This is a genomic window from Microbacterium sp. NPDC089186 (assembly GCF_040685115.1).
Taxonomy (GTDB): Bacteria; Actinomycetota; Actinomycetes; order Actinomycetales; family Microbacteriaceae; genus Microbacterium; species Microbacterium galbum.
The window spans coordinates 539,562-564,931 of the sequence record NZ_JBFBHJ010000003.1; the positions used below are offsets into that span (position 1 = coordinate 539,562).

Genomic DNA, 25,370 nt, shown 5'->3' on the forward strand with positions numbered 1-25,370 from the left:
CCGCCCCCGCGGCGGCCGCGGGTGAGATCGCGGGGGTTTGACGGCTCGTTCACATCGAGCGCGCGCGTGCGCGCGCTTAGACTGATCCCACTCGCGGGAGTGGTGAAATCGGCAGACACGCAGGATTTAGGTTCCTGTGCCTTCGGGCGTGGGGGTTCAAGTCCCCCCTTCCGCACGTTCACCGTTTCGCCAGCACCGCCTCTCCGACCCGAACGGGACCGATGTGATCCACACCACCGCCTCACTGCTCCCGTGGCTCGACCCCGCGACGATCATCGACTCGGCCGGCCCGTGGGCCCTGGCCATCGTCTGCCTCATCATCTTCGCCGAGACGGGCCTGCTCATCGGCTTCCTCCTTCCCGGCGACACGCTGCTGGTGATGGCCGGCATCCTGTCGAACCCGGTCACGCACCCCCCGCACGGCGTCTTCGGCGTCAACGTGTGGGTCACCGGGCTGCTCATCGGTCTCGCCGCGTTCCTCGGCGGTGAGGTGGGCTACGTCATCGGCCACAAGGCCGGTCCGGCGATCTTCGAGCGCAAGGACTCCGGCCTGTTCAGCCGCAAGAACGTCGAGCGCACCAACGCGTTCTTCGTGCGCTTCGGTGGTCTGACCGTCATCCTGGCGCGCTTCGTGCCGATCGTGCGCACCTTCGCCCCCATCGCCGCGGGCGTCGGCCACATGAACAAGTGGAAGTACACCCTCTACAACTTCATCGGAGCCGTGCTGTGGGGCTTCGGCCTGACGGTGTTCGGGTACGTGCTGAGCCTCATCCCCGGCGTGGGCGAGTTCGTCGCCGAGTACATCGACGTCATCCTCCTCGCGGTCGTCGTCGGCACGGTGGGCTTCGTCGTCGTCCACTACTTCCGCGAGCGCGCCGCCGCCAAGCGCGAGGGCGCGGTCACCCCCGCCGAGGCAGAGTCACTCTCCCTCGACCCGAAGACCCTCGAAGACGGAGACCAGCCGACGCGCTGATGCCGTGGGCGCCGCCGGCGCTCTGCTGCCGCCGACGCCTCGGGCACCCGACCCCGTCACGACGCCTTCGACGTCTTCTTCTTCGCCGGAGCCTTCTTCGCGGGCGCATCCTTCTCGCCCCGCGCGGCGCGCGACCGCTCGACGCTCGCCCGCAGCGCCTCCATGAGGTCGATCACCTCGCCGCCGTCGTCGTCCTCGGCCTTGCCGAAGGTGGCATCCGTGTCGAGGGCGTCGCCCTGCTCGAGCTTGGCGTCGATGAGGGTGCGCAGCTCCTCCTGGTACTCGTCGGTGAACTCCTCGGGGTCGAAGTCCTTCGAGAAGCTGTCGACCAGGGATGCCGACATCTCGAGCTCCTTCGCCGAGATGCGCACGCTCTCCTCCAGCGCCGGGAACGCGGCCTCGCGCACCTCGTCGGCCCACAGGAGCGTCTGCAGCACCAGCACATCGCCACGGACGCGCAGGGCGGCGAGCCGCGTCTTCTGCCGCAGGGAGAACCGGACGATCGCCGTGCGGTCGGTCTGCTCGAGCGTCTTGCGCAGCAGCACGTACGCCTTCGGCGACGAGGAGTCGGGCTCGAGGTAGTAGGCCTTGTCGAGGGTGAGCAGGTCGACCTGCTCGCTGGGCACGAACTCGACGACCTCGATCTCGCGGCTGCGCTCGCTCGGCAGCGACGCCAGATCGTCCTTGGTGAGGACGACCGTCTGCTCGCCGTCGTCGTACGCCTTGTCGATGTCGCTGTAGGGCACGACCTCGCCGTCGATCTCGCAGATGCGCTGGTACCGGATGCGTCCGCCGTCGGCGTTGTGCACCTGGTGCAGCGAGACGTCGTGGTCTTCGGTGGCCGAGTACACCTTGACGGGCACGTTGACGAGGCCGAACGTCAGGGCGCCCTTCCAGATCGATCGCATGACCCCAGTGAACACCCGGAGGGGGACGGATGCCGAGCCCCTTGCGCCGGGGGGAGAGCCCCGGTCCCTTCGTCACGCTCAGGGACCTTCCCGCGGAGGTGGCTGAGCCCGTCGACGCCATCGGGAGGGCCGACGGGGCGCAACCCCCTCGGCATCCGGACCCTCCCCCGCCCTACGCTGGGGCGATGACGGAGCAGACGGTGCGGATCGACGGCCGCCGCCTGCGCCTCTCGAACCTCGACAAAGTGCTCTACCCCGAGACCGGGACCACCAAGGGCGAGGTCATCGACTACTACTCGCGCATCGCCCCGCTGCTGCTGCCCCACGTGGCCGATCGGCCTCTCACCCGCAAGCGCTGGCCCGACGGCGTCGGCACGGCGTCCGCACCGGGCGAGCCGTTCTTCGCCAAGGCCCTCGAGCCCGGGGCGCCGGCGTGGGTGCGGCGCTTCCCGATCGACCACTCCTCGGGCGCCAAGGACTACCCGCTGGTCGACGACCTCCCCACCCTCGTCTACCTGGCGCAGGTGGCGAGCCTCGAGCTGCACGTGCCGCAATGGCGCTTCTCGAGCGAGGGAGAGCGTCAGAACCCCGACCGGCTGGTGCTCGATCTCGACCCGGGTCCGGGCACAGGGCTCGCGGAGTGCGCCGAGGTCGCACGGTGGGCGCGCGCCATCCTGACCGACATGGGACTGGATCCCCTGCCGGTCACGAGCGGGAGCAAGGGCATCCACCTGTACGCGCGCCTCGACGGGCGGCAGTCGAGCGACGCGGCGAGTGCGGTGGCGAAGGAACTCGCGCGCGCGATCGAGGCGGATCACCCGGAGCTCGTGGTCAGCCAGATGTCCAAGGCCGCGCGGCCCGGGAAGGTGTTCATCGACTGGAGCCAGAACAACGGCTCGAAGACGACGATCGCTCCGTACTCGTTGCGCGGGCGCACGCAGCCGTTCGTCGCAGCTCCCCGCACGTGGGCCGAGCTCGACGATCCCGAGCTGCGGCATCTGCTGTTCACCGAGGTGCTCGACAGGCCCGAGGACCCCCTGGCCCCGGTCGACGAGGTCCATGGACCCCTCCGCGCGTACATCGCGAAACGATCCGCCGATCGGACGCCCGAGCCGGTGCCCGAGCATCCTCACGGCGCTCCCCGTGGCGAAGGCGCGCCCCGCTTCGTCATCCAGGAGCACCACGCCTCGCGGCTGCACTGGGACCTCCGGCTCGAACGCGACGGCGTGCTCGTCAGCTGGGCGGTGCCGAAAGGCGTCCCGCCGACCACGGCGAAGAACAGCCTCGCCGTGATGACGGAGGACCATCCGATGCAATACCTCGACTTCGCGGGCGAGATCCCGCGCGGGGAGTACGGCGCCGGAACCATGACGGTGTGGGACACCGGCACCTACGCCCTCGAGAAGTGGCGCGACGACGAGGTGATCGCCACCCTCACCGGTCGAGAGGGTGGTCCGCTCGGGCGCGTGCGTCTCGCGCTGATCCGCACCGAGGGGCGGGGCGAGAAGTCGCAGTGGCTGCTGCACCGCATGAAGACGGATGCCGACGGCCACCCGCAGAACGAGGGAGCCCCGGTCGTGGCGCGCGACCGGGCGGCGCCCATGCCCTCCCCCGTCGCCGCGGACGCCGTGATCGGCCGATCGGCGAGCGACACTCCCGTCGCCGCGGACCTTCGACCCATGCTCGCCACCTCCGCCACGCCGGGAATCGCGCGCGCGGCGGCGGCGCGCTGGGGTGGCACCCCGTGGGTGGAGATGAAGTGGGACGGCATCCGGGGTCTGGGGGTCTGGGACGGCGACCGCTTGCGACTGCGCTCGCGCAACGGCAACGACCTCACCGCCGCCTACCCGGAGCTGAGCGCCGTCGATCTGCACCTCGGCCCCCAGCCCGCCGTGTTCGACGGCGAGATCGTGGCCCTCGACGACATGGGACGACCGAGCTTCCCGCTCCTGCAGAAGCGCATGAACCTGGCGCAGCCCCGCGAGATCGAGCGGGAAGCGGCCCGGACGCCCGTGCACCTCTACCTCTTCGACGTGCTGTCGGTGGGAGCGCGCGATGTGGCATCCCTCCCCCTCGCTCAGCGTCGTGAGGTGCTCGAGGACCTCGCCGCCGCGGCCGGTGCGCCGATCGTCGTGCCGCCCGTTTTCGACGACGTGGATGCCGCCGTGTCCACCAGCGAGCGGTTCGGCCTCGAAGGGGTCGTGGTCAAGGACCCGGGCTCGACCTACCGCCGAGGGGCGCGGTCGGAGCAGTGGCTCAAGGTCAAGCATTCGCGGACGCAGGAGGTGGTGATCGGGGGGATCCGTCCGGGCAAGGGGAACCGCGCGGGCACGATCGGCTCGTTGTTGGTGGGTGTCCCGTCGACGGACGGGCTGCGGTACGCGGGACGCGTGGGGTCGGGGTTCAGCGAGCAGACGCTCGCCCGCCTCCGCGGTCTTCTCGAGCCGCTCCGGTCGGAGACCGACCCGTTCGTCGGGGTTCCGGCGGCAGACGCCCGCGACGCGCTGTGGGTGCGGCCGGAGCTCGTGGGAGAGGTGGAGTTCGCGGAATTCACGCCCGGCGGCATCCTGCGCCAGGCGCGGTGGCGCGGCCTGCGGCCGGACAAGAGCCCCGACGAGGTCGTGCGGGAGGTCTAGCCCCCGGCCCGCGGCGCGAGGTGGCTGAGCGCGTCGACGCCGCCGGGTCCGGCGACCTAGGCGTGGCGCGAATCGTGCTCGACGTGACCGGCGGGTTCGAGCTGGAACGTCGAGTGCTCCACATCGAAATGATCTGCCAGACACGTCTGCAGCGACGCGAGGATGGCCGCGGCGCGACCGTCCGCGAGAGCCGCGTCCTCGACGATGACGTGCGCGCTGAACACGGGCGCGCCGCGGGTGAGCTGCCACACGTGTACGTCGTGCACGTCGACCACTCCGTCCGCTCCGCGCAGGTGCTCGCGGATCTCGGCGACGTGCATCCCGACCGGCGCCGACTCGGTCAGCACCACGACGACCTCGCGCAGTAGCCCGATGGCCCGCGGCACGATGAGCACCGCGATGAGCAGGGAGGCGATGGCATCCGCCTGCACGAAACCCGTCGTGACGATCACGATCGCGGCCATGATCACCGCGATCGACCCCACCAGGTCGCCCAGCACCTCGAGGTAGGCGCCGCGGACGTTGATGCTGCGCTTCTGCGCGCGGCTGAGCAGCCACATCGACACCGCATTCGCGACCATGCCGACAACGGCGACGACGAGCATGAGCCCGCCCTGCACCTCGGCCTCGGCGGGAGCGAGCAGCCGCTGCACCGCCTCGACCCCCACCCAGGCGCACAGGACGATCAGGATGACGCCGTTGACCAGTGCTCCGAGCACCTCGGCGCGCTGGTACCCGAACGTGCGGCGGTCGTCGGCGGGGCGCGCGGCGATCGCGGTCGCCACGAGCGCGACGACGAGCGCCGCCGCGTCGGTGAACATGTGCGCCGCGTCGGCCAGCAGCGCCAGGGAGCCCGACAGGATCGCCCCGACGATCTGCACGAGCATCACCGTCGCGGTGAGCGCGAGTGCGGTGGCGAGCAGGCGCCGGTTGCCGGCATCGCGGATGCCACCGGACGGGGCGTGGTCGTGCATCGGTCCAGGCTAGGCGCGGTGCGGCGACATCCGCGTGATTCCGGGGAAGTCGGGAATGAGAACCCCTCTCGTCATCGCCGCCTGACGCGCTCAGCCGCCGTCGACGGCCTCGCCACCCCGGATGCGCGCGCGCAGGCCGTTCTCGAAGGCGTCCTGGGCCGACAACCGTTCGAGCACCTCCTCGAGGGCCGCGGCGGGGAGCACGACGATCCCGTCACGGTCGGCGACGATCGCGTCACCGGCGCGGCAGACGACATTGCCGACGGCGACCGGCGCTCCCACCACCCCCGGGCCGGCCTTCGAGGGGCCGGCCGGATTGACCGCTCGCGCGAAGACGGGCAGGCCGAGTCTCTCGAGCTCATCGACGTCGCGGGTCGCCCCGTCGATCACGACGCCGCGTACACCGCGGACGACACAGACCTCGCCGAGGATGTCGCCGAAGACCGCGCGGTTCGTCTCAGCGTGCGCGTCGACGACGAGCACGTCGCCGGGGGCCGCTTCGTCGAGACCACGATGGATGGCGAGGTTGTCACCGTCGCGGGTGAGGACGGGCAGGACGGTACCCGCGAACCGAGGGAGACCATTCTGCGGGCGGATCACGGAAGTCATCATGCCCATGCGCGCGGTGACGTCGCCGATGAGGGCGACGGGATACGCGGCGACAGCGTCGACGAGGCCGATCGGGGCGCGACGCCACCCCGGGGAGACGGAGATGGAGGAAGCGTCGGCGGCGATGAACATCAGACCACCGCCGTTGCGGCGAGATCGCGGACGGCCCGGTCGGGACGACGTCCGGCGAGCGCCTGTTCCACGCTCTGCGCCGCGAGTCGGCCGACCGCGACGAGCGCCTCCTCCGTTTGACCGGCCACATGCGGGGTGACCAGGAGGTTCCCGAGCGTCAGGTCGGTGCGAGTGTGGGTCAGGGGGTCGTTCATGTCGATGCTCTCGGCCTCGATCACGTCGAGCCCCGCGCCGGCGAGCGCCCCCGACCGCAGTCGGGCGACGAGGGCCGCCTCGTCGATGACGCCGCCGCGCGAGGTGTTGATCACGACGGCTCGCGCGGGTAGCAATCCGAGGCGACGGTCGTCGAGCAGATGCCGCGTCTCGGCGGTCAGCGGAACGTGAAGGCTGACCACGTCGGCCGAAGGAAGGGCGTCGTCGAGGCCGGCGAGGCCCACGCCGAGCTCGTGAGCCGCCTCGGGTGCGAGATAGGGGTCGGCGACGACGACCCGCATTCCGAATCCACGCGCGATCGGGGCGACGAGGGCTGCGATCCCCCCTCCGCCGACGAGCAGCAGGGTGCGCCCGTTCAACTCTCCTCCGGTGAGCGAGGGACGCTCTTCGCTCCAGCGCCCGCGCTGAACGCTCGACGAGGCTTCTCGAACGCGTCGTATGAGCGTCAGCATCAGCGCGAAGACGTGCTCAGCAACCGCGCGCGCGTTCGCACCGGGCGTGGTGGTGACCCAGATGCCCGCCGCAGCGGCGGCGTCGAGGTCGACGTTGTCGGTTCCGACGCCGTGCCGGGCGATGATCTTCAGGCGAGGGGCCGACGCGATCATGCGCGCGTCGATGGTCTCCGCGCGGACGATCGTGGCCTCGACCGTGGTCGCCACCTCACCCCACCCCCGGGCGTCGTCTCCGAACCCGACGGTGACGTGGTGGGATCGTCGCAGGTCCGCCAAGACGTCCTCGTCGATGGGGTTCGTGACATGGATGTGACTCATCGCTGCACCTTTGCTAATCGAGACACTGCTCTCGTTTTAAACACCATACGTCGCAACGGCGTCGTCCTCAATCATCGTCTCGCACGTGATGCGGCTCCTGCAGTCACGCGATGGGCGTCTTGACAGCATGCCGAAACCCCCTCATGCTGAACTCGTAAAGTGCGACACAAGGCGCATTTAGTCAACGGAGACAGGATTCACTCATGACCGCTGTGACCGAGAAACGCCGAACGGGCGCCAAGAAGGCCACCGGTGCCGCAATCTTCGGCACGTTCATCGAGTACTACGACTTCAGCGTCTACGGCTACGTCGCCGCGACCCTCTCCCTGGTGTTCTTCCCGAGCGACGACCCGACCGTCGCTTTGCTCAATACCTTCCTGGTCTTCGGCTCGGCATTCCTCGTGCGCCCCCTCGGAGCGTGGTACTTCGGTCGGCTCGGTGACCGGCGTGGACGCCGGGTCAGTCTCGTGGCGAGCATCACCCTGATGGGAGCCGCGGCCACACTGACCGGCCTGCTGCCCGGCTACGCGCAGATCGGCATCCTCGCCCCCGCCCTCCTGGTCCTGCTGCGCATGCTGCAGGGATTCTCCGCCGGTGGAGAGATCGGCGGCGCGGCTTCCTACATCCGCGAGTGGGCACCGCCGCACCGTCGACCGCTCTACATCTCTTTCATCCCCAGCGTCGCCAACCTCGGCAAGGGCCTGGCTGCAGGCGCCGCGGCACTGATCGCCGCGCTGATCCCGGCCGACATCATGGTGGATTGGGGCTGGCGTCTGCCCTTCCTCGCGGCGCTGCCGCTCGGCATCCTGTGCCTGTACATGCGCCTGAAGGTCGAGGACAGCCCCGAGTTCACCGCCCTCGCTCAGGAGGACGCCACCACGAAGAAGCCGTTCCTCGACCTCGTCCGCGAGTACCGCCCGCAGTTGTTCAAGGTGATGGGCATCTCGACCGTCCAGAACCTCGGGACCTACGTCGGGACCGTGTTCGTCGCCGTCTACTTCTCCGAGGTGCTCGGCTTCAGCAAGAGCCAAGCCTCGACGATCGTGCTGGTCGCGGTGCTGCTGGCGGCCTGTCTCATCCCGTTCGCCGGTGTGTTCGGCAATCGCGTGGGCGCCAAGCGCACCCTCGTCGTGGCCTACATCGCGTACGTCGTGATCACCCTGCCTTCGTTCGCCTTGATGAACACCGGGTCTTTCGGGCTCGCCGTCCTCGGTCTGGCTCTGGGAATGATTCCGTACGCTCTGTGCCAGGCCGGCACCTATGGCTCGGTCTCCGAGTTCTACCCCACCCGCATCCGTCATACCGGTGTCGCCGTCGGCCATAGCGTCGGTGCCGTGATCGGCGGCGGTGCGGGTCCCTACCTCGCCACGTGGCTGATCGACGCCACGGGCAACACCTACATGCCGGCGTTCATCCTCATCGTGGCGGGCCTCCTGGGCCTCGTCCTCGTGACCGCCGGGGTGCGCCCCAGCCGCGACAGCACGAGCCACCTCTACCGGTGACGCACGCGGGGGTCGGCGGTTCCCAGAGCCGCCGACTCCCGCGCTACCCTTTCTGCATGACCCCCCTGCCCGCCGTCGACGCCGCCGCGGACCCCGCCGCCGGCTCGGTACGGCGGCGGGGTCCGCGGCAGGATGTGGCGCGGAACAAGGCCGCTCTCCTGGCTGCGACCGGTGATCTGCTGCTGGCCGATCCGGAGGCCGCGTCGATGCCGGCGATCGCCGCGCGGGCCGGCCTGTCGGTCGCCACGGCGTACCGCTATTTCCCGACCATCGACGAGCTTCATCGCGAGTACTTGCTCGACGTCCTCGAACAGCTCATCGGCTACGCCCGAGATCTGGACCTCGATGGCGCCGACCTCTTCGAGGCGGTTCTCGGCAAGTGGTTCGAACTCGTCGTGGCCCACGGACCGGCCATGGTGCTCATCCGCTCGCGCGAGGGGTTCCTCACCCGCAAGGCCCGGGGCGAACGCCACGCGCTCATCATCGACGCGGCCTGGGGACCCGCCGTGCGCGAGCTCATGAGACTCGACGGCGTCGACGAGTCGCTCTACGACCGCGCCCTCGCAACCTGCAACGCGCTGTTCAACTCGCGCGAGCTGCTCGACGTGCACACGGTCACGCGCCGCGCGCCCTCACGTATCGTGCGCGACCTGACCACGATGTATCGCGGAACGCTTCGCGGACTGGCCGCGACGCTGGCCGACTGACCCCGACCACCGGGCGCCACGACGGTGTCCCTCGTCGAGCACCTCCGGGGCCCGACTACAGCGTCGCGAGCAGCGGCACCAGCTCGACGAACGCCCGGGCGCGGTGCGAGGCGGCGTTCTTCTCCTCGGCGGTCCACTCCCCCACCGCGCGCTCTGCGCCCTCGGGCTGACCGTCGGGGATGAAGATCGGGTCGTACCCGAAACCGCCCGGGCCGGCGGGCGCGGTCGCCAGGCGACCGGGCCAGCGGCCCTCGACAACGTTCTCCGTCCCGTCAGGACGCACGAGCGCGATCACCGACACGAACTGCGCCGCGCGATGCGGGTCGGCGACGTCGGACAGCTGATCGAGCAGCAGCTCGAGATTGGCTGTGGCGTCTTTCCGGTGGCCGGCCCAGTACGCGGAGAACACGCCGGGAGACCCGCCGAGCACGTCGACCGCGACGCCGGAGTCATCCGCCAACGCCGGCAGTCCCGTGTGGGCCGCCGCCGCCCGCGCCTTGATCAGCGCGTTCGCCGCGAAGGTGACGCCGTCCTCGACCGGCTCGGGCCCGTCGTATCCGACGACCTCGAGGTCGGGGCGGACGGCGGCGACGATCGCCTGGAACTCCTCGACCTTGTGCGGGTTGTGCGTGGCGAGGACGACGCGCGCCATCTCAGGCCTCGAGAGTCGCGGACTGGATGCCGCGCAGATCGGCGCAGCCGTTCACCGCGAGGTCGAGCAGCCGGTCCAGCTCCGCCTTGTCGAAGGGCGCCCCCTCGGCGGTGCCCTGCACCTCGACGAACAGACCGCGCCCGGTGACGACGACGTTCATGTCGGTCTCGGCCCGCACATCCTCGACGTAAGCGAGGTCGAGCATCGGCTCACCGTCGATGATGCCCACCGACACCGCGGCGACGGAGTCGCGCAGCACCTCGGAGCGCTGGGCGATGAACTTCTTCTCGCGGCCCCAGGCGATGGCATCCGCCAGGGCGACGTACGCACCCGTGATGGCCGCCGTCCGCGTGCCGCCATCGGCCTGCAGCACGTCGCAGTCGATCACGATGGTGTTCTCGCCCAGCGCCTTCGTGTCGACGACGGCGCGCAGGGCACGGCCGATCAGGCGCGAGATCTCGTGCGTGCGACCGCCGACCTTGCCCTTGATGCTCTCGCGGTCGTTGCGACTGTTCGTCGCGCGCGGCAGCATCGCGTACTCGGCGGTGACCCAGCCCTTGCCCTTGCCGGTCAGCCAACGCGGAACGCCGTTGGTGAACGACGCGGTGCACAGCACCTTCGTGCCGCCGACGGTGATGAGCGCGGAGCCCTCGGCGTGCGCCGACCATCCGCGTTCGATGGTCACGGGACGGAGCTGGTCGTTCTCGCGACCGTCTTTGCGGGTCATGGGTCCTCCTCAGGACGAAGATGGATGCCACGCCTCAGCGCGGCAGGTCGATGGCACCGGTCTGCACGAGCTGCACCTCGCGCACCTCCCGGCCCATGAGGCGGTGCGCCAGGCGCAGGAAATCGTCGGCCGACGAGCCGGTGGCCTCGTAGCGGTGGTGGGGAACGGCATCCGGGCTCGCGAGCAGGTCACGCGAGACGAGCTGACGGAACACGTCCTTCGCGGTCTCGCTGTCGCTCGAGACAAGGCTCACGTCGGGACCCATCACGTAGCTGATGGCGCCCTCGAGGAACGGGTAGTGCGTGCAGCCCAGCACGAGGGTGTCGACGCCCGCGTGCCGGAGCGGCGCCAGATACTGCTCCGCCGTGGCGAGCACCTCGGGCGAGTCGGTGACACCCGCCTCGACGAACTCCACGAACCGCGGGCAGGCTTCCGCGAACACCGTGAGGCGCTCGTTGACCTCGAGCATGTCCTGGTACGCGCGGGAGCCGATCGTGCCGGTCGTGCCGATGACGCCGATGCGGCCGTTGCGCGTGGTCGACATCGCGGTGCGCACCGCGGGGCCGATGACCTCGACCACGGGGACGTCGTAGCGCTCGCGCGCATCGCGCAGCATGGCGGCGGATGCCGTGTTGCACGCGATCACGAGCATCTTCACGCCCTGCTCGACCAGGGTGTCGAGCACCTCGAGCGAGTACTTGCGGACGTCGGCGATGGGCTTGGGGCCGTAGGGCGAGCGCGCGGTGTCGCCGATGTAGAGGATCGACTCGCGCGGCAGCTGCGCCGACACGGCCCGGGCGACGGTGAGACCGCCGACTCCCGAGTCGAAGATCCCGATCGGCGCGTCATCCATAGGGGTCCAGCCTACCCGGCGGGCAAGGACGAGCTCGGTGGGCCGGGGCGAACCGTCGCGCCCGTGTCAACCGCCGACGGGACGGGCGGGCTGCGCGCGGCTGCCGCAATAGGCTGGCGCGATGAGCCGCAGCACCGCCCTGCACACCGACCGCTACGAACTCACGATGCTCGACGCGGCCCTCCGCGACGGCACGGCGCAGCGCCGATGCGTCTTCGAGGTGTTCGGGCGGCGCCTGTCGGGCGGACGCCGCTTCGGCGTGGTCGCCGGCACGGGCCGCCTGCTCCATGCCATCCAGGACTTCCGCTTCGGCGACGACGAGCTGCGCTATCTGCATGATGAGAAGGTCGTGGATGCCGCGACCCTCGACTTCCTCGCGGACTACCGCTTCACGGGATCCGTGACCGGCTATCGCGAGGGCGAGGTGTACTTCCCCGGTTCTCCCCTTCTCACCATCGAGGGCACGTTCGCCGAGGCCGTGATCCTGGAGACGCTGGCGCTCAGCATCCTGAACTACGACTCGGCGGTCGCGACCGCCGCCGCGCGCATGAGCGTCGCCGCCGGCGACCGCCCCCTCGCCGAGATGGGCTCGCGTCGCGCGAGCGAGGAGGCGGCGGTCGCCGCGGCCCGCGCCGCCTACATCGCCGGGTTCTCGGCGACCAGCAACCTCGAGGCCGGCCGACGGTGGGGCGTGCCGACGATGGGCACCGCCGCGCACGCGTGGACGCTCCTGCACGACAGCGAGGAGGACGCGTTCCGCTCGCAGGTCGACGCGCTCGGCAGCGCCACGACCCTGCTCGTCGACACCTACGACATCACCGAGGGCGTGCGCACCGCCGTGCGCGTCGCCGGCACGGGGCTCGGGGGCGTGCGCATCGACTCCGGCGACCTGCCGATCGTCGCCGGCGAAGTGCGGGAGCTGCTCGACGAGCTCGGCGCCACCGGAACCCGCATCACCGTGACGAGCGATCTCGACGAGTACGCCCTCGCCGCGCTTGCGGCGTCGCCCGTGGACGCGTACGGCGTGGGCACGTCGGTCGCAACCGGGTCGGGCGTTCCCACGGCGGGGCTGGTCTTCAAGCTCGTGGCGCGCGAGGCGGCCGACGGCTCGTGGGTCGGCGTGGCGAAGGCCTCGGCGCAGAAGGCGTCGCACGGCGGCCGCAAGGCGGCGTTCCGCACGCTCGACGCGGGCACCGCCACCTCGGAGCTTGTCGTCGTCAGCGACGGCTTCGAGGAGCTGTCGACGGCGGCCGAGCACCCCGATGCCCGCCCCCTGCAGACGACCCTCATGCACCACGGCGAAGCGGATGCCGCGGCCCTCGGTGCCGCGGGCGTGCAGGCCGCACGGGCCCACCACGCGCGCGTGCGGGAGGAGCTCCCCGTGCGGGCGCTCGCGCTGAGCAAGGCCGACCCCGCGCTGCCCACGGAATATCGCGAGGCGCAGTGACGCACGGGGCGCTCACCGTCTGACGCGGGGCTTCGGCCATGGCGCGATCCCGGCGCCGCGCGCGCGGAGGACCGGGCGCTCACGGGCCGGATGCACGTGCGGGACGGCCGTGGCACCGCACGGTGCTCACGAACCGGATGCACGTACGGCACGGCCGTGGCCCCGCACGGTGCTCACGTGGTCGGGGTGGTGTGCCGGTCGGAAGCGCGGAGGACCCTCCCCGCCCTCACGCGGGGTCGCGGGTCCCGGCGGCGTGAACGGCTGAGGGTTCTCCCCCGGCCGACCGCTGCGCGGCGATGTGCGGCGAACACGATCCGAGAGGCGACCTCGCCCCGCCGCGAGCCGGGCCCCGCGCGGCCTCGATTGCCCCACAAGGCCGCCCCCACGCCCCCTTCGCGGCCAACTACGGCAAACACAACCGCAGAAACGACCTCGCCCCGCCGCGAGCCGGGCCCCGCACGGCTTCGATTGCCCCACAAGGCCGCCCCCACGCCCCCCCTTGCGGCCAACTACGGCAAACACAACCGCAGAAACGACCTCGCCCCGCCGCGAGCCGAGGCCCCCGCGCGGCCTCGATTGCCCCACAAGGCCGCCCCCACGCCCCCCTTGCGGCCAACTACGGCAAACACAACCGCAGAAACGACCTCGCCCCGCCGCGACCGAGCCCCGGCCGCGTCAGGTGCGGGGGATCGTCGCCGGCGCGGCCACGCGGAGACGAGCCCGAGCAGTTTCGCAGGGAGGGGAGCGCGCGAGACGCCGGAGACGCACGTGAGGGGTCAAGAAGTGCCGCCGGGCGGACGCACGGGCGACATCTCTTGACCCCTCACGGGGGGAGAGTCCTCAGTTGACGAGCGACTCGTAGATCTCTTTGCACTGGGGGCAGACGGGGAACTTCTCGGGGTCGCGCCCGGGTGTCCACTTCTTGCCGCAGAGGGCGCGCACGGGCTTGCCGGTGATCGCCGACTCGAGGATCTTGTCCTTCTTCACGTAATGCGAGAAGCGCTCATGATCGCCGGGCTCGATGTTCTCTTCGCGGATGAGCTCTTCGAGCTCGCGATCGAGGGTCGCGAGACCCCCGCTGTCCGGACTGTCGAGAGGCGTGCTCATGGAGAGCCAGTGTAGCCGCGACCCCGGCCCCGGGCTCGGTCGGGTTCGCGCTCAGGTCGCTTCGGCGAACTCCATGAGTCGTGTCGCCCGCTGCTCGAAGAGCACCGCGCCGACCGTGATGCCGACGATCAGGACGACGCCTCCGGCTCCGATACCGACCCACATCGCGAACATCGCATCGATGGTGTCTCCCCCGACGGCTCGCCAGGTCAGCAGGATCGACGGCAGGGCCGCGAGGATGGCTCCCACCATCACGAGGCCCTGCGCGATGACACCGCCCGAGCCGGTGCGCTGCGGCTGCTGGAACGGGCTGTCGCCCGGGCGCGACACCGCGTAGGGGGCGAGCACCGACGACACGCTGGACAGCCCCAGACCGGCGAGGAAGAGAGCAGCGCAGACGCCGATCATGGCGGGCAGGATCGCCCACCGCCCGTGGGCGACGACGGCTAGCGGAAGAGTGACGGCGAGCACCGGGATGCCGATGAGCAGCACCGGCACGAGACGGCCGATGCGGTCGGGGGCGCCACGCATGCCGCTGGCGATGTGCATCCACAGGGCGGTCGAGTCGTACGCGAGATCGTTGTGCGGGAGCCAGCCGAAGAACAGCGCCATGATCGGTACGGGCAGCAGCACCGCGAGCTCGAAGGGCACACCCGCCACGAGCAGGGGCACCGTCGACACGACGGCCGCGATCGGCACGACGACCACGTTGACGATGTACCGACGGTCGCGCAGCCAGTACGACAGGCTGCGGGCGGCGACAGCTCCCCCGGGCGTGCCCGGGAGGATCGCGAACCACCCCAGCCCCCCGCGCTCGCGCGCCGCCGCCGGACGGCGCGTGGTCGTCAGGAGCAGAGTCACGAGAGCGAACCACGCCAGCCCGAGCACGGCGATGGTCACGAGGGCCACGACGAGACTGCCGATGGCGGCGCCCGCGGTCGGTGCCAGCGCGATGCCCCATGCGGCACCGATCGGCGTCCACACCAGGATCTCGGCCGCCGAGGCCAACTGCGAGGGGACGGCGCCGCGCCACTCGAGCGAGCCGAGGAACACCCCGACGGGCACGACGACCACCAGCACGGCGACGAGGTACACGCCCATCAACTCGCGGGACTGCCGCGGTCGCTGCACGAGCGCGCCGAGGGCCATGCTGACGCGGGCGAGCAGCACGCACGTGGTGAGCCCGAGGATGACGGATGCCACGGTCGCCACCGCCGGAGCACCGTGGGCGCTCCAGGCGACGGCGAGGCTGATGCCGAGCACGAGGACGACGAGGACCGGGACGCTGAGGAAACCGGCGAGCAGGAGGGCACCCGCCAGCGGACGCGGCTCGGGTCCGACGACGGCGAAGCGGCGCGGGTCGAGCGGATCGACCGAGGCGGTCACCGGGGGCCCCACTGCGAAGCCGAGGGTGACGGCGGAACCCGCGAGAACCGTCACGACGGCCGTGGTCAGACGGTCGGCGTCGGCGAGGCCGGCGGCGCTGACCGCGGCGACTCCCGTCGCGGCGATCAGCAGTACCACGCCGATCGCGCGGCGCACCACCTCGCGCGGGTCGCCCCGCAGGGCGCCCACCATCATCGCCAGTCTCAGGCGGAGAACGTGTGCAACCACTCGAGGCCCTCCACGTCGCCCAGGCCGCCGGCCAGCTCGAGGTAGCGCTCTTCCAGGCTCGCCTCGCCGCGCACCTCGTCGACGGTGCCCTCGGCGAGCACCTGACCCGACACGATCACGGCCACCCGTGAGCAGACGCGTTCGACGAGCTCCATGCCGTGGCTGGAGAGGATCACCGTTCCGCCGTGATCGACGTACGACCCGAGGATGTCGAGGATGACGCCGCTCGACACGGGATCGACGGCCTCGAAGGGCTCGTCGAGCACGAGCAGGCGCGGCGAATGGATCATCGCTCCGGCCAGCATGACCTTCTTGGTCATACCGGCCGAGTAGTCCGACACGGGACGGGTCAGCGCGTCGACGAGGTCGAACGCACGGGCCAGATCGGTCGTGCGACTCTCGACGAGGGGGGCGGGCAGCCCGCGGAGGGCGCCGTAGTACGACAGCAGCTGGCGTCCCGTGAGGCGGTCGAAGGTGCGCAGACGATCGGGCAGGACCCCGATGAGCTTCTTCGCCTCGCGCGAGCGCTTCGTCGCGTCGACGCCGTTGATCGAGACCGCGCCGGAGTCGGCGCGCAGGAGTCCGGCGATGATCGACAGCGTGGTGGTCTTCCCCGCGCCGTTGGGGCCGACCAGGCCGTAGAACGAGCCGGCGGGCACCGTCAGGTCGATGGCGTCGACCGCGCGGAGCTCCCCGAACGACTTCGACACGTTGCGCAGGCTCAGCACGGGAACGGCATCGGGGTCGACCTCGGCGGCGGGGCGGTCGGCGATCACGGCGGTGTCGGCGGCGAGCGCGAGGTCGGGGTCGTCCGTCGCGGGGACGTCGGCGGCGGAGACGTCGGTCGCGGAGACTCCGGCGGCGGAGACGTCCGTCGCGGAGACGTCCGTCGCGGAGACGTCGGTCCCCGAAACGTCGGACGCGGGGTCGTGGGTCGCCGCGTCGTCGGCGCCCTGGTCGTCGGTCACGGGTTCGTCGGTTCCGGGCCGGGTGTCTCCGGACTCGTCGACGCCGGGCTCGTCCGCATCGAGGATCCACTCCTCGGCACTCGGGGCGTGCACGGGGGCGTCCGGCGTCTCGTCGACGGTCAGCTCCTCGACACGGACCTCGGGAGGCGTGGGATCCTCGCCCTCGGCGGCCTCTCCCGCGGGAACCTGCGGGGTGTCGAGGAGGCGGGCGGGCGCGTCGGTCGAGGCGGTGTCGTCCGCCTCTTCCGCGGGCGTGTCCGCACTGATGAGCTCACCGGCGGCGGCTGTGCCGTCGCCGGATGACGTCGGGGCAGCGGGGTCGGCGGGCAGTCCTGCCCTACCCGGCTCCGCGCCGCCGAGCTCGGCGTCGACGGCTTCGTCACCGGCGGGCTCACCGTCGACGGCCTCGGTCGCGGCGGGCCCAGCGCTGATGGGTTCCGCATCGACCGGCTGCTCGACGACGGGCTCCTCCACGGCGACGTCGGCCGGAGTGGGGTCGACGGGCGCGGCGGCATCCGCGACGACATCCGCATCCATGGGCGCGGCCTCATCGGTATCGGCGGCGGGTGCGTCCGCCGACGCCGCGTCGTCGGAGTTCGGTGCGATATCGACGCCCGCAGGTGCCGACGAGTCGTCGTCTGCTGAACCCTCCGCGGGTGTCGATGCTCCGGCATCCGCGTCCGCCGACGGGTCCGCGTCGGCGGACGCGGCGAGGGGGGCTGCCGGGTCGGCGATCACGTCACCGGAGACGGTGCTCGCGGCGGGAGCGGGCAGCGGCGGACGCGGGGGCACCACGATGTCATCGGGGAACGCGACCGGCGTCACGGTCTCGCTGGCGGCGGCCGGGGCGGCGACGCCCTCTTCCGGCGTTTGCACAGCGGCATCCGCCGCCGTGTTCGGCTGCTCGGCCGGATCAGCGGGCGCGTGCGTCGGCGCCACGGAGGCCGGTCCTCGAGGCGTGGCGGGCTTCTTGGCGGCCGGACGCTTCGCCGCGGGCTTCGCGGCGGAGGACTTCGCCGCAGAGGTCTTCGCGGTAGTGGTCTTCGCTGCGGTGGTCTTGGCCGCGGTGGTCTTCGCCGCGGTGGTCTTGGACGCGGCGGACTTCTTCGCGGCGGGCGTGCGCGGCGACGAACCGGTCGTCGCGGAACCGCTCGCGCGCGGCGCGCGCGGCTTCGGCGCGGGGGACGCGGACTCGTCGGCACTCTCGACGGCGTCGCCCGCCGTCGCGGACGCGGCGGAGCCCGGCGCCCGCCGGGGCGTCCGCGGCGTCGTGGTCCGAGGCGTGGTCGTGCGCGGGGTGGAGGTGCGCGGAGCCCGCGGCGTGCGCGGCTTCGCCGGCGTCGACGCAGAAGGTTCGACGCTCTCCGAACCACCCTCGACGGAGGACGAGGAGGGTTCAGGCGATTCCGGCAGCGAGGCTGTCATCGCACCAAACTATCAACCTCCTCCGACACCGCCCGCAGGCTGGTCGCGCGGCGCAGCGATCCACCGGCATCACGAAACCACAACGACCGGCGCGAATCATGCCACCTTCCAGGCCCCCCTCGCTACTGTTGATCGAACACGAAGGCGTGACATTCCGGTGAACCGGACATGACGACTCATCCCCCCAGGAGCCAGCCTTGACAGTCCAGATCGTGATCCTCGCAGCGGGCATGGGCTCGCGCCTCGGCCGCAGCCTGCCGAAACCGCTGACGCCCCTCGCCGACGGCCGCAGCATCATGCAGCAGCAGCACGACAACATCCACGCGGCCTTCGGCGCCGACGCGCGCATCACCACGGTGGTCGGATACCGCGCAGAGACCATCGTCGATGCCTTCCCCCGGGTCGACTACGTCTACAACGACCGCTACGACCAGACCAACACGTCGAAGAGCCTGCTCCGCGCCCTCGCCAAAACGGGCCGCGGCGGCGTTCTCTGGATGAACGGCGACGTCGTGTTCGACCCCCTCGTCCTCCGTCGCGCCGCGCGCCTGGTCGCCGACGACCGCTCGTTCGTCACGGTCGACACCGCCAAGGTGAGCGACGAAGAGGTCAAATACACGGTGGATGCCGAGGGCTTCATCCACCAGCTGTCGAAGGTCGTCGTCGGCGGCATCGGCGAGGCCGTGGGCATCAACTACATCTCGTCGCGCGACAAGAAGACGCTGCAGCGCCATCTGCAGCGGGTCGACGACCAGGACTACTTCGAGCGCGGCCTCGAACTGGCCATCGCCGAGGACGGCGTGCGCGTGGAGCCCCTCGACATCTCCGACCTGTATGCGGTCGAGGTCGACTTCGCCGAGGATCTCGAGCGCGCGAACCTCTTCGTCTGAACCCGCCGCGGGCCGAGCGCACCGCAGGTCGGCCCCGATCTCCTCGGCGCACGCGAGAGCTCTCGCCCACCGCTCAGCCCAGCGGGAGAGGATGAGCGCATGGCCGAGAAGGTGCACCGCATCCACTCCCTCCCGTCGGACGCCCCCTGGCAGGGGGGACTGCCTCCCGCGGGGTCGGAGGAGCACCCGCAGGCCATCCGCCTGCTCGACCGCGTGCTGTCGGTGCAGCGACCCGTCGTGCTCGCGCACCTGCGGAGCATCCGCCTGCGGCATCCGGATGCCGCGGTGGGCGAGATCCTGAGGATCCTCGAGCGTCGCTACCTGGCCGCGGTCACGACGGGCGGCGCAGCGGTGGGGGCGACCGCTGTCGTCCCGGGTATCGGAACCGGGGTGACCCTCGCCCTCAGCGGCGTCGAGACCCTCGGATTCCTCGAGGCGACGGCGCTCTACGCGCAGTCGGTCGCCGAGGTGCACGGCGTCGCCGTCGACGACCCCGACCGCGCCCGCGCCCTCGTGCTCGCCCTCCTGCTCGGCAAGGAGGGCGTCGACCTCGTCGCGCAGCTCGCCCGGCAGGGTGACGGTCGCGGAACGACCCGCTCCGGCTCGTGGGGCGAGACGATCACGAAGACCCTGCCGCGCGCGGCCGTCGGACCGCTCGTCGACCGGCTCAAGACGATGTTCGTCCGCCAGTTCGCCACTCGGGGCGGCGCGTCCTGGGTCGGCAAGGCCCTCCCCTTCGGCGTGGGCGCCGTCGTCGGCGGAGCCGGCAACCACGTCCTCGGACGCCGGGTGCTCGTCACCGCCCGCCGCGCGTTCGGCGCCCCGCCGCTCGTCCTGCCGACCGACCTCGAACCGCGCCCGGGAACCGAGCGCCCCGAGAGGACCGCGGTCGGAGGCGTGCGCCGCGTGGGAGATGCGCTCTCTGCCGCGGTCGCCGGCGCCGGACGCAGGACCGGATCCGCCGCTCGCGGGGCGCTCCCGCGGCGCCGGAGAGCCGCAACAGCCGAGACCCACGCCGACACCGGTGGCGATACGGCGCTCGACTGACGGCATCGCCGCCCGACCGCCACCGGATTCCCCTCTCATCTCATCGACACCCGCACCGGCGCAAGGCCCGCGTGTCGCGGCGGCGGGCGCGTTAGCCTCGCCGCATGGGCGACCTCCTCGATCTCCTCGCGGTCTGGATGCCGCGTCAGCGCTGGTACGGCACGAAGGGCCGCGATCCTCGGCTCACCGTCGTCGCCGACTGGACGCTCGACGCCGACACGCGACTCCTCCTCGTCCGCGACGAGGCGGTGCAGCCCGCGATCGTCTACCAAGTACCGGTCGCGCGGCGCCCCGAGGGATCGGTGCCTCCCGGCAGCCTGATCGGCTCCGCCTCCGATGACGACGTGTGGGCCGATGCCACCACCGACCCCGGCTTCACCGATCAGCTGTACTCCTGGGTGACCGTCGGCGGGGAGGTCGGAACACCCGAGAACGGATTCCTCGGCATCGCCCTCGCCTCCCCCGGCCCCCGGGTCCCGGCCCCGCGCGCGACGGCGAAGGTCCTCAGCGGGGAGCAGTCGAACACGTCGCTCATCTTCCGTCCCGCCACGGCGGACGGCGCGGAAGCGGACGCGCAGGATGCCGGCATCCCGGTCATCTGCAAGCTCTTCCGCCAGGTGAACCCCGGCATCAACCCCGACGTGGAGCTGCAGTCGGCGCTGGCCGCGGGCGGTGCGGCCTTCGTCCCCGCCGCGATCGGCGAGGTCCGCGGATCGTGGGTGACCCCCGAGGGCGTGCCCGTCAGCGGATCGCTGGCGTTCGCGCAGGAGTTCTTCGCCGGCGTCGAGGACGCGTGGCGGGTGGCGCTGGACGCCGCGGCCGCCGATGAGGACTTCGCCGCTCGGGCGCACGCGCTCGGCGCGAGCGTCGCCGGGATGCACGTGGCCCTCGCCGCGCAGTTCCCGACGCGGGAGCCCGACGACGCCGACCGAGCGGCCGTGGCCGGCGCATGGGAGCGACGGCTGTCGATCGCCCTCGCCGAGGTCCCCGCGCTCGCCCCCTACGCCGACCGCATCCGGGAGGTCTACGCCGTGGCGGCCGCCGCCCCCTGGCCCGCGCTGCAGCGCGTGCACGGCGACCTGCACCTCGGGCAGGTGCTCGACACGGCCGCGAACGGATGGGTGCTGCTCGACTTCGAGGGCGAGCCGTTGCGGCCCATCGCCGAGCGCCTGCAGCCCGACGTCGCCGTCCGCGACGTCGCGGGCATGCTGCGCTCGTTCGACTACGTCTCGGGTGCGGTCGCCGACGACGACGGTGCCGCGGTGCGCGCGTGGGTCATCGCCGCCCAGCAGGCGTTCCTCGCGGGATACGCCGAGACGGCGGGCCCCGACCGGGCGGTCGACGACGCCCTGCTCGCGGCGTTCGAACTCGACAAGGCCGTGTACGAGGCGATCTACGAGACGCGCAACCGCCCCGACTGGGTCGGCATCCCGCTCGCCGCGATCGGACGCCTGGCTCCCCTCACCTGACGGTGGCGCGAGGGGGCTGAGCCCGTCGACGCAGCGGGTCCCGGACCAATCGACAGGCTCAGGGACCTCCGGTGCGCCGCGGGTCCCGGACCCTTCGCCGGGCTCAGCGATGTCCGCCGCGTGCGCTCAGCCGGCCGAGTCGGCGTGCCACTGCTCCCACCGCTGCATCAGCTCGCCGATCGCGGCCTCGAAGCGGGCGGTGGCGGCGCCGGGGCCGGTGTCGCCGAAGTAGTGGCGCACCCAGTGCTCGAGCCGCCCGACCGCGTCGGGATCCCCCAGCACCCGGTCGGCCTCGGCCACGATCGACCCGGATGCCGACGCATCCAGCCATTCGCAGTCCGAAAGGTAACCGCTGTCATCGACGAGGGCCTCGGGGTCGAGGGGTCGCGTGATCATCAGGGGCCTGCCGACCGCGAGCCGGTCGTACACCATCGCCGAGATGTCGACGATCGCCATGTCGGCCGCGGCGAGCTGCCAGCCGAGCTCGGCGCCCGTGTCATGGACGTGGTGCGCGTCGGGGTCGGCGGCGTTCGCCGCGGCGAGCGCGGACACGATCCGCGCGTTGGCCGCGCCGTAGGCGGCATCCACCACTCCCGACCGCGGGTGGGGGCGGTAGACGACGCGGTGGCGCCCCGTGGCGAGCAGGGCCCTCACGAGGGTCTCCCCGTGCGTGACGACGGACCCGTAGTGCGCGGAGGGACGGTCGCCCTCCCAGGTGGGCGCGTACAGCACGACCGTGCGGTCGTCGGGCTCGTACGGCACGTCGCCGGAGTAGTGGTCGGCCTGCGGGCGGCCGATCGAGAACGTGCGGCGGTCGAGGTCGTAGTCCCACAGCACGCGCGAGAGGCGGGCGCGAGCCGCATCTCCCGCGACGAAGGCGTAGTCGTAGGCCTTGTACTGGTTCGTCGACATGTACATCTTGTCGCTCTCACCGTGGTTGATGAAGACGTGCCATCGATGCCCGTACCGGAACATCTGGAAGTTTCGGGTGTTCTGGTTGACGTAGAGCACGACGCGGATGTCCTGCTCCGCGAGCACCTCCTCCACCGCGCCGACGGTGGGGGCGTAGGCGATGGGGAGCGCGTCATCCTTCAGCAGGGCGTCCGCGCCGCGGATCGCTCGGCTGATGACCACGACCGGCCAGGTCTTCGCCAGTTCCTGCAGGGGCGCGTACCACTGGCGCATCTGGTACATGTTCACCGCGCCGTCGGCGAAGTAGACCGCGATGGTGAAGCGCCCGGCGGGCAGCGGACCACGCGCGTCGAGGGCGCGGCGCAGGTCGCGGCGGGCGTTGCGGGTGGCGAGGGCTTTGCGCAGCAGCCCCACGGCCAGCTGGGCGTCGCGGGCGAGAGGCATCGTTCCAGGGTACCGGCCAGGCTCGCATGACAGGATCGACGGATGCCCCTCCCGACCCCCGGCGGAAGAGACGCGCCCGCTCCCCCCGACGATGCCGGCGTGAGCTTCGTCATGCCCGTGCTGAACGAGCAGAGGTATCTGCGCCGGGCCGTGGCATCCACTCTCTCCCAGGACGTCCCGGGACCGGTGGAGCTGGTGCTCGCGCTCGGGCCCTCCACCGACGGCACCGACGCGATCGCGAAGGAGCTGGCGGATGCCGACGGGCGCATCGTCCTCGTCGACAATCCCGCGGCCGACATCCCGGTGGGACTGAACCTCGCCATCCGCACGAGCCGGTACCCGACGATCGTGCGGGTCGATGCGCACTCGGAGTTGTCACCGGGATACACCCGCCGTGCCCTCGACACCCTGCGCCGCGTGCGAGCCGCGAATGTCGGCGGGGTGATGCGCGCCGACGGCCGGTCGCCGTTCCAGCGAGCGGTCGCCCGCGCCTACAACTCCCGCGTCGGACTCGGTGGCGGGGCTTACCACAGCGGCGGCGCCGAAGGGCCGGCCGAGTCGGCGTACCTCGGGGTCATGCGCCGCAGCGTGCTCGAGGAGGTCGGGCTGTTCGACGAGAGCATCCGTCGCGGGGAGGACTGGGAGCTGAACCTCCGCATCCGTCGCGCGGGCTATCGCGTGTGGTTCGATCCGGCCCTGTCGGTCGTCTACTGGCCGCGTGAGAGCTGGACCCGCCTGATCCGGCAGTTCCGTGCGACCGGCGCCTGGCGCGGCGAGCTCGTGCGGCGCTACCCGCGGCGCACGCCGCTGCGCTTCTTCGCTCCCCCGGCGCTGCTGGTCGCGACGCTGGTCTCACTGGTGGCGGGGGTCGCCCAGATCGCCCGACGTCGCCCCGGACGACTCACGGTGCTGCATCTGCCCGTGGCGGCGTACGCGGCGCTCGTCGCCACCGGCGCGCTCGGCCGTGCCGGAGGCCGCGGTTGGCGCGACAAGGCGTGGACAGCCGCCGTACTCCCGTCGATGCACGTCTCGTGGGGAGCGGGCTTCCTGTGGGCGCTCGTCCGCGGCGCCCGCGACACGGTCGACACCTCGCGTCTCGACGGTCGCAACACCCCCCTGCCCTGACGCCCGATCGTCACGGACGCGAGGACGCGGCGCCCTCGACCCACGTCGACCGGACGCGCCGCCCCTCGGAGGAGGTCAGGCCGCAGCGGACGCGTCGGCCTCGGCGTCGACGCGCTCCACTTCCTCGGTCGCCGCGGCCGTGGTCTTCGTCAGGAAATCGGCCAGGTCGCGTTCGATCTGCGCGTCGAGACTGCCGATGATGCGTCGGCAGGCGTCGTCGAAGCGCGCGAGCTGCGACCACGGCTCCTTCTCGAGATCGACCGCGAGGTGGATGTGGTTCACGCGACGGTCGCTGTCATCCGCCTCGCGCCGGAGGATGCCCCGCCGCACGAGGCGTTCGACCATCGTGGTGATTCCGGCCGAGGTGACGCCGAGGGTGGCGGCGAGTTCCGACGGACGCATCCCCGGGCGAGCCCCGACGATCGCGAGGGCCTTCGCGTCGAGCTCGTTCACGCCGAGCTGCTTGCGGGCCTTGGCGGCCGCCGCTTCGCGCTCGCGGGAGTAGGCGGTGAGCGCCTCCATCAGGGGCGAGGAGTCGTCGATTCGCGGTGTCACCGGCTCCTCCTCCTCGACTCGATGCATCCCGTCACTATAGCCAACAGGAGAAGGTTTCTCGAATGACTGTCATCTTTGGTGAATGTTCGTCCACATGATGTTTAACGCGCTTAATTAGATGCTAGGCTACTGATCACCGGGGTTGACCACCCCACCCCACGAAGAAGGGAACGTACCGATGACCACCACCGCCCTCACCACCGCACCGCTGCGGCACCGTTCCACCTTCGTCCCGAGCGCGAGCGCCGTGTCGACCGCGCGGCTGACGACGATCGTCGTCTGGGCCAGCATCGCGACCTCGGGCCTCAGCGCCGCCGTCGTGCTGTCCCTCTTCCTCTGACGCACCCGCTCCCGGAAAGCACTCCCATGGGCACCCTCTTCTACAGCGCCGACACGCAGCCGATCCAGATCGACGACCGCCTGCTGCAATATCTGCAGGTCGTCCTGACGACCAAGCTGCGTCGCGGCGAATCCTTCACGATCACGTGGACCGACACCGCCGGCGGGCACGCTCGCACGACGTTGTGGATCCAGCCGTCGATCTCGATGCGCTTCCAGTTCGCATCCGCTGCCTCCGCTCCCCTGTCGGGCGGCTACCTCCGCCAGCTCGCCGACCACGCGTCGATGTCGTCGGGTCTCCTGCTCGACGCCGAGACCTGGCAGCAGCAGGAGGACGCGCACCGGGTGCAGCTGCTGGCGGCAGCCTGACCG

General features: G+C 71.4%; 24 protein-coding genes and 1 tRNA gene. 13 read left to right on the plus strand and 12 right to left on the minus strand.

Annotated elements, in window-relative coordinates:
- Positions 1-93 precede the first annotated feature (93 nt).
- Together AB0N82_RS12865 and AB0N82_RS12870 are read left to right on the plus strand one after the other, a co-directional pair.
- Positions 94-175 (plus strand) — tRNA-Leu (locus AB0N82_RS12865).
- 51 nt (positions 176-226) lie between these two features.
- A complete protein-coding gene (locus tag AB0N82_RS12870; protein ID WP_315995894.1) occupies positions 227-973 on the plus strand; it encodes a VTT domain-containing protein in 747 nt (248 codons plus the stop codon).
- A gap of 56 nt (positions 974-1,029) precedes the next feature.
- Here the strand turns inward: AB0N82_RS12870 and AB0N82_RS12875 are convergent, their stop codons facing one another.
- Positions 1,030-1,881: a Ku protein gene (locus AB0N82_RS12875; RefSeq protein WP_315995440.1), complete on the minus strand. Its 852-nt coding sequence runs from the start codon at positions 1,879-1,881 to the stop codon at positions 1,030-1,032.
- Positions 1,882-2,066: 185 nt separating this feature from the next.
- Between AB0N82_RS12875 and AB0N82_RS12880 the strand changes: the two genes are divergently transcribed.
- Entirely contained in the window at positions 2,067-4,517 is a 2,451-nt protein-coding gene (locus tag AB0N82_RS12880) for an ATP-dependent DNA ligase (RefSeq protein ID WP_363392045.1), read from the plus strand.
- Positions 4,518-4,573: 56 nt separating this feature from the next.
- On the opposite strand, the gene AB0N82_RS12885 is transcribed toward AB0N82_RS12880, so the two are convergent.
- From AB0N82_RS12885 to AB0N82_RS12895, 3 genes are all read right to left on the minus strand, one after another.
- Positions 4,574-5,491, minus strand: coding sequence for a cation diffusion facilitator family transporter (locus AB0N82_RS12885; RefSeq protein WP_363392047.1), 918 nt, complete (start codon positions 5,489-5,491; stop codon positions 4,574-4,576).
- Between the two features lie 90 nt (positions 5,492-5,581).
- Complete coding sequence (locus tag AB0N82_RS12890) at positions 5,582-6,232, minus strand: RraA family protein (RefSeq protein WP_363392049.1); 651 nt, start codon at positions 6,230-6,232, stop codon at positions 5,582-5,584.
- Positions 6,232-7,215 (minus strand): NAD(P)-dependent oxidoreductase, encoded by a 984-nt coding sequence (locus AB0N82_RS12895; protein WP_315995436.1) that lies wholly within the window; start codon positions 7,213-7,215, stop codon positions 6,232-6,234. The genes AB0N82_RS12890 and AB0N82_RS12895 overlap by 1 nt, the downstream gene beginning before the upstream one ends.
- A 203-nt stretch (positions 7,216-7,418) precedes the next feature.
- Between AB0N82_RS12895 and AB0N82_RS12900 the strand changes: the two genes are divergently transcribed.
- Both AB0N82_RS12900 and AB0N82_RS12905 read left to right on the plus strand, forming a co-directional pair.
- Entirely contained in the window at positions 7,419-8,717 is a 1,299-nt protein-coding gene (locus AB0N82_RS12900) for an MFS transporter (RefSeq protein WP_363392051.1), read from the plus strand.
- Positions 8,718-8,773: 56 nt separating this feature from the next.
- A complete protein-coding gene (locus AB0N82_RS12905) occupies positions 8,774-9,424 on the plus strand; it encodes a TetR/AcrR family transcriptional regulator (protein ID WP_363392053.1) in 651 nt (216 codons plus the stop codon).
- 55 nt (positions 9,425-9,479) lie between these two features.
- Here the strand turns inward: AB0N82_RS12905 and rdgB are convergent, their stop codons facing one another.
- From rdgB to murI, 3 genes are read right to left on the minus strand one after another with little or no spacing between them, the layout of a single operon-like run.
- Positions 9,480-10,076: an RdgB/HAM1 family non-canonical purine NTP pyrophosphatase gene (rdgB, locus tag AB0N82_RS12910; protein WP_363392055.1), complete on the minus strand. Its 597-nt coding sequence runs from the start codon at positions 10,074-10,076 to the stop codon at positions 9,480-9,482.
- Between the two features lies 1 nt (position 10,077).
- Entirely contained in the window at positions 10,078-10,803 is a 726-nt protein-coding gene (gene rph / locus AB0N82_RS12915) for a ribonuclease PH (protein ID WP_363392057.1), read from the minus strand.
- A 34-nt stretch (positions 10,804-10,837) separates the two neighbouring features.
- On the minus strand, positions 10,838-11,656 hold the full coding sequence (gene murI / locus AB0N82_RS12920) for a glutamate racemase (RefSeq protein WP_363392059.1): 819 nt from the start codon (positions 11,654-11,656) through the stop codon (positions 10,838-10,840).
- A gap of 121 nt (positions 11,657-11,777) precedes the next feature.
- Between murI and AB0N82_RS12925 the strand changes: the two genes are divergently transcribed.
- The gene (locus AB0N82_RS12925) at positions 11,778-13,103 is read left to right on the plus strand and encodes a nicotinate phosphoribosyltransferase (RefSeq protein WP_315995430.1); all 1,326 of its coding nucleotides are present in this window, start codon (positions 11,778-11,780) and stop codon (positions 13,101-13,103) included.
- 840 nt (positions 13,104-13,943) lie between these two features.
- Here the strand turns inward: AB0N82_RS12925 and AB0N82_RS12930 are convergent.
- From AB0N82_RS12930 to AB0N82_RS12940, 3 genes are read right to left on the minus strand one after another with little or no spacing between them, the layout of a single operon-like run.
- Positions 13,944-14,210 carry a DUF3039 domain-containing protein gene (locus tag AB0N82_RS12930; protein ID WP_136585370.1) on the minus strand — a complete coding sequence of 89 codons (267 nt, stop codon included), beginning with the start codon at positions 14,208-14,210 and terminating at the stop codon, positions 13,944-13,946.
- Between the two features lie 51 nt (positions 14,211-14,261).
- Positions 14,262-15,788, minus strand: a complete 1,527-nt coding sequence (locus tag AB0N82_RS12935; protein WP_363392061.1) for a hypothetical protein — start codon at positions 15,786-15,788, stop codon at positions 14,262-14,264.
- Between the two features lie 11 nt (positions 15,789-15,799).
- The gene (locus tag AB0N82_RS12940) at positions 15,800-17,731 is read right to left on the minus strand and encodes an ATP-binding cassette domain-containing protein (RefSeq protein ID WP_363392063.1); all 1,932 of its coding nucleotides are present in this window, start codon (positions 17,729-17,731) and stop codon (positions 15,800-15,802) included.
- 19 nt (positions 17,732-17,750) lie between these two features.
- On the opposite strand from AB0N82_RS12940, the gene AB0N82_RS12945 reads away from it, so the two are divergent.
- From AB0N82_RS12945 to AB0N82_RS12960, 4 genes are all read left to right on the plus strand, one after another.
- Complete coding sequence (locus AB0N82_RS12945) at positions 17,751-18,389, plus strand: hypothetical protein (RefSeq protein WP_363392065.1); 639 nt, start codon at positions 17,751-17,753, stop codon at positions 18,387-18,389.
- Positions 18,390-18,414: 25 nt separating this feature from the next.
- The gene (locus AB0N82_RS12950; RefSeq protein ID WP_363392067.1) at positions 18,415-19,107 is read left to right on the plus strand and encodes a phosphocholine cytidylyltransferase family protein; all 693 of its coding nucleotides are present in this window, start codon (positions 18,415-18,417) and stop codon (positions 19,105-19,107) included.
- A 99-nt stretch (positions 19,108-19,206) separates the two neighbouring features.
- Positions 19,207-20,154 (plus strand): hypothetical protein, encoded by a 948-nt coding sequence (locus tag AB0N82_RS12955; protein ID WP_363392069.1) that lies wholly within the window; start codon positions 19,207-19,209, stop codon positions 20,152-20,154.
- Positions 20,155-20,258: 104 nt separating this feature from the next.
- A complete protein-coding gene (locus AB0N82_RS12960) occupies positions 20,259-21,623 on the plus strand; it encodes an aminoglycoside phosphotransferase (RefSeq protein WP_363392071.1) in 1,365 nt (454 codons plus the stop codon).
- Positions 21,624-21,749: 126 nt separating this feature from the next.
- On the opposite strand, the gene AB0N82_RS12965 is transcribed toward AB0N82_RS12960, so the two are convergent.
- Complete coding sequence (locus AB0N82_RS12965; protein ID WP_363392073.1) at positions 21,750-22,979, minus strand: CDP-glycerol glycerophosphotransferase family protein; 1,230 nt, start codon at positions 22,977-22,979, stop codon at positions 21,750-21,752.
- Between the two features lie 42 nt (positions 22,980-23,021).
- Here AB0N82_RS12965 and AB0N82_RS12970 point away from each other — a divergent pair, with 42 nt between their 5' ends.
- A complete protein-coding gene (locus AB0N82_RS12970) occupies positions 23,022-24,104 on the plus strand; it encodes a glycosyltransferase family 2 protein (RefSeq protein WP_363392075.1) in 1,083 nt (360 codons plus the stop codon).
- A gap of 75 nt (positions 24,105-24,179) precedes the next feature.
- Here the strand turns inward: AB0N82_RS12970 and AB0N82_RS12975 are convergent, their stop codons facing one another.
- Positions 24,180-24,686, minus strand: coding sequence for a MarR family transcriptional regulator (locus AB0N82_RS12975; protein WP_315995421.1), 507 nt, complete (start codon positions 24,684-24,686; stop codon positions 24,180-24,182).
- A gap of 151 nt (positions 24,687-24,837) precedes the next feature.
- Between AB0N82_RS12975 and AB0N82_RS12980 the strand changes: the two genes are divergently transcribed.
- Positions 24,838-24,999, plus strand: a complete 162-nt coding sequence (locus AB0N82_RS12980) for a hypothetical protein (protein ID WP_315995420.1) — start codon at positions 24,838-24,840, stop codon at positions 24,997-24,999.
- Positions 25,000-25,025: 26 nt separating this feature from the next.
- Positions 25,026-25,367 carry a hypothetical protein gene (locus tag AB0N82_RS12985; protein WP_315995419.1) on the plus strand — a complete coding sequence of 114 codons (342 nt, stop codon included), beginning with the start codon at positions 25,026-25,028 and terminating at the stop codon, positions 25,365-25,367.
- The last annotated feature ends 3 nt before the right edge of the window (positions 25,368-25,370 follow it).